This window comes from Rhodoferax sp., from assembly GCF_039922535.1.
Classification (GTDB): Bacteria; Pseudomonadota; Gammaproteobacteria; order Burkholderiales; family Burkholderiaceae_C; genus Rhodoferax_B.
On record NZ_JBDTEM010000048.1, the window covers coordinates 1 to 3,373 of the forward strand.

3 protein-coding genes and 1 pseudogene are annotated in these 3,373 nt (G+C 60.6%); 2 read left to right on the top strand and 2 right to left on the bottom strand.

Features of this window, described 5'->3' with window-relative positions:
* Positions 1–236, top strand: a 236-nt coding sequence (locus tag ABI213_RS01890) for a hypothetical protein (protein ID WP_348025876.1), incomplete at its 5' end; no start/stop codon positions are given.
* Here ABI213_RS01890 and ABI213_RS01895 read toward each other — a convergent pair.
* On the bottom strand, positions 227–616 hold the full coding sequence (locus ABI213_RS01895; RefSeq protein ID WP_348025878.1) for a GtrA family protein: 390 nt from the start codon (positions 614–616) through the stop codon (positions 227–229). The two genes, ABI213_RS01890 and ABI213_RS01895, sit on opposite strands and share 10 nt — an antisense overlap.
* An 18-nt stretch (positions 617–634) precedes the next feature.
* A complete protein-coding gene (locus ABI213_RS01900; protein WP_348025880.1) occupies positions 635–2,272 on the bottom strand; it encodes a peptide chain release factor 3 in 1,638 nt (545 codons plus the stop codon).
* Between the two features lie 435 nt (positions 2,273–2,707).
* Here ABI213_RS01900 and ABI213_RS01905 point away from each other — a divergent pair.
* Positions 2,708–3,373, top strand: a pseudogene (locus tag ABI213_RS01905) (cell filamentation protein Fic); the annotation flags it as partial.

Here is a 3,373-nt window from a genome sequence, read left to right on the forward strand (position 1 = left end):
TGTCGGCACCGTGCCCTCTGGGCATCGTGCTGTCAGGGCGCCGTACCGGGGCGTGTGCGGCTTTGCGTTGGGAGGATGGGCAGGCCCGCTATCTGTGCGGTGCCATTGCGCAACCCGCCGAGGTGCTGGGTCCGCACTGGCGCTGGGCGGCTCCGTGGTTGGGCCGCTGGGCGCGGCGCTGGGTGGCAGCGGGGATCGGCTGCGATTCGAGCTTGGTGGTCGAACCTCAGGATTGATTTTTAAACACCAGGTGCCGGGCCGTCAGGTAGTTGGACAGCAGGCCCGCGCAACTGCCTAAAGCCACACCCAGTGCCGCCTTGCCAGGCAGGTCGACCCAGTGCAGGGTGGCTACATAGGCCGTGTAATTCAATACAGCGCCGCCCAGCATCGAGACCATGTAGCGGCTGTACTGGGTCCATACCGAGGTGTTATCTGCCGCCTGGAAGGTGTAACGCCGGTTCAACCACCAGGTGGCGGTTGCCGCAGCGGTAAACGACAGCACCCGCGCCCCGTACCAGCCCAAAGCCCAGGCTGTTGCATACAGCACCGCCAGGTCCACGCCCAGGCCGACGATGCCGACCATGCAAAAGCGCAGGAACTGGGGCGAGGGTTTCATTCCGCGGTTGGTCCGTGTTCAACCCGCGTTTTGCAGCGCCAGCCCCGCGTGTTCACGCAGCGGGTGGAAATGGATCTTCGGAAAGCGTTCTTGCGCCAGCCGCACGTCGTAGGGCGAGGTGCACAGGTAGGCCAGGGTTTCGGCGGCGTCGTTGGCCATGCGCATCGGGTAGGCATCGGTGAAGGCGCGCAGCTCGGCGGGGGTGTCGGCGGTGATCCAGCGGGCACCGGTGTACTGGCAGCCTTCCAGCCGTACGTCGGCATCGTATTCCGACTTTAAGCGGTGCTGCACCACTTCAAACTGCAATTGGCCCACGGCACCCAACAGCATCGGCCCGCCAACATTGGGGCGGAACACCTGGATGGCGCCTTCTTCACCCAGTTGGGCCAGGCCCTGTTGCAATTGCTTGGTGCGCAGTGGATTCTTCAAAATCACCGTCATGAACAGCTCAGGCGCGAAGAAGGGCAGGCCGGTGAACTGCAGGCTGGCGCCGTCGGTGATGGTGTCGCCCAACTGCACCCCGCCGTGGGTGGTAAAGCCGATGATGTCGCCCGCATAGGCCTCGTCCACCGCCTCGCGGCGCTGGCTGAGGAAGGTCACCACGCTGGTCGGGCGCAGTTCTTTGGCGGTGCGCTGCACCTTGAGCTTCATGCCGGGTGTGTATTTGCCGGAGGCCATGCGCACGAAGGCAATGCGGTCGCGGTGCGCCGGGTCCATATTGGCCTGCACCTTGAATACCACACCGGCAAAGGCTTTGTCGTCGGGCTGGATTTCCTTCACCACCGGCTGGCGGTTTACCAGCGTGGTGCTGGTGCGTGGCTGCGGTGGCGGGGCCAAGTCAACCAGTGCGTCCAGCACTTCCATCACCCCGAAGTTGTTCACGCCGGAGCCGAAGAACACCGGAGTTTGTTTACCGGCCAAAAAGGCCTCCAGGTCCCAGGCGGGGGAGGCCCCAGCGGCCAGCTCCATGCTTTGCTCGGCGGTTTCAAATTCGCTGCCGAAGCGCTTGATCAGCTCGGTGCGGTTGTCCAGGGCGATGGTTTCAAACTCTTGCGGCAGGCGTTCTTTGCCGGAGTCGAATACCGTCATGGTTTGCGTGCGCATATTCATGATGCCGCCGAAGCTCTTGCCCTGGCCGACGGGCCAGGTCATGGGCACGCAGGGCATGCCGAGTTCGCGTTCGATCTCGTCCAGGATGTCCAGCGGCTCGCGCACTTCGCGGTCCATCTTGTTGACGAAGGTGATGATGGGCGTGTCGCGCTGGCGGCAGACTTCGATCAGGCGGCGGGTCTGCGCCTCCACGCCGTTGGCTGCGTCAATCACCATCAAGGCCGAGTCCACGGCGGTCAGTACGCGGTAGGTGTCTTCGCTGAAGTCTTTGTGGCCAGGGGTGTCCAGCAGGTTGATCACGTGGTCGCGGTAGAGCATCTGCATCACGCTGGATGCGACCGAGATGCCCCGCTGCTTTTCGATTTCCATCCAGTCGCTGGTGGCGTGGCGGGTGGCCTTGCGCGCCTTCACCGAGCCTGCAATCTGGATCGCGCCCGAGAACAGCAGCAGCTTTTCGGTCAGCGTGGTTTTACCCGCGTCCGGGTGGGAGATGATAGCAAATGTGCGTCTCCGCCGCGTCTCTGCTAGGTATGTGAGGTTCGACATGTCTGATTTTTCGCGATTATGTACACGTTTATGTACACGGATGGCATGGGCACCGGCCCGGGGGGCCGGGCCAGCTTAACTCTCTATTATCGCGGGTTCGGAAAGTTTGAAGGCGCGGCAGGAGGAGGCATGGCAGCCAAGCGGTTGTCCGAAATTTGTATATGTTTTTCGGACAAGTAGAGCGATGAGTAATCACTCTATCTACCGGTGAGCCGCGCGATAACCTAGAAAGGGTAAAGCACGATAACCTAAATATGAAAACACACAATAACCTAATAATACATTGACTTAAAAGCCTAAATACCGCAATACTGCATAACCTAAAAACAACTAGATGAGTCCTCCATTGCTACGCCGTCTGAAAATCTTGCTGCATCGCTGGAAGTCCTGAAGACGCTCCAAGACCAAGGTGTTGTTGCGATCCGCACGAACCAGATGAGCCGTACGCATCGCGAGCGGCTTCTCAAGAACGGTTTCATTCGTGAAGTGATGAAGGGTTGGTACATCCCCACCAGACCGGAGGAGACACAAGGTGAAAGCACGGCGTGGTACACGTCGTTCTGGGCCTTTTGCGCCGACTATCTGCGCGAAAGGTTCGGCGATGAATGGTGCCTTAGCCCCGAGCAGTCGTTGACGCTTTTCACCGGAGACTGGACGGTGCCCCGGCAAGTTCAGGTCCGCAGCCCCAAGGGCGGCAACAAGCCCGTGTCCTTGCCGCACGAAACATCCATCATCGATCTGCGGCTTGCACTGCCGGGTGCGGACGAAATAGAAATCAACAACGGCTTGCGTAGTTACAGCCTTGCTGCGGGACTGATTGCGGCGTCTCCAACGCATTTCACGATGCAGCCTATCGTGATGCGGGCGGCTCTTGCCGCCATCACTGACGCCTCGGAGGTTTTGGGGAAACTGCTTGAAGGCGGTCATAGCACCATCGCAGGTCGCCTTGCCGGAGGCTTTCGCAATATCGGGCGAACCTCCATCGCAGATAACGTGGTCGAGACCATGCGTACGGCAGGCTATACCGTCAACGAGACAGACCCGTTCAAGGGGTTGCCGCTTGTGGCGCTAAGCGAGCGGGAAACGTCCCCCTACGTCAAC

Excerpts from the sequence above, each read along its gene's own strand:
- ABI213_RS01900 (WP_348025880.1), bottom strand. The coding sequence starts at position 2,272 with ATGTCGAACCTCACATACCTAGCAGAGACGCGGCGGAGACGCACATTT.
- ABI213_RS01895 (WP_348025878.1), bottom strand. The coding sequence starts at position 616 with ATGAAACCCTCGCCCCAGTTCCTGCGCTTTTGCATGGTCGGCATCGTC.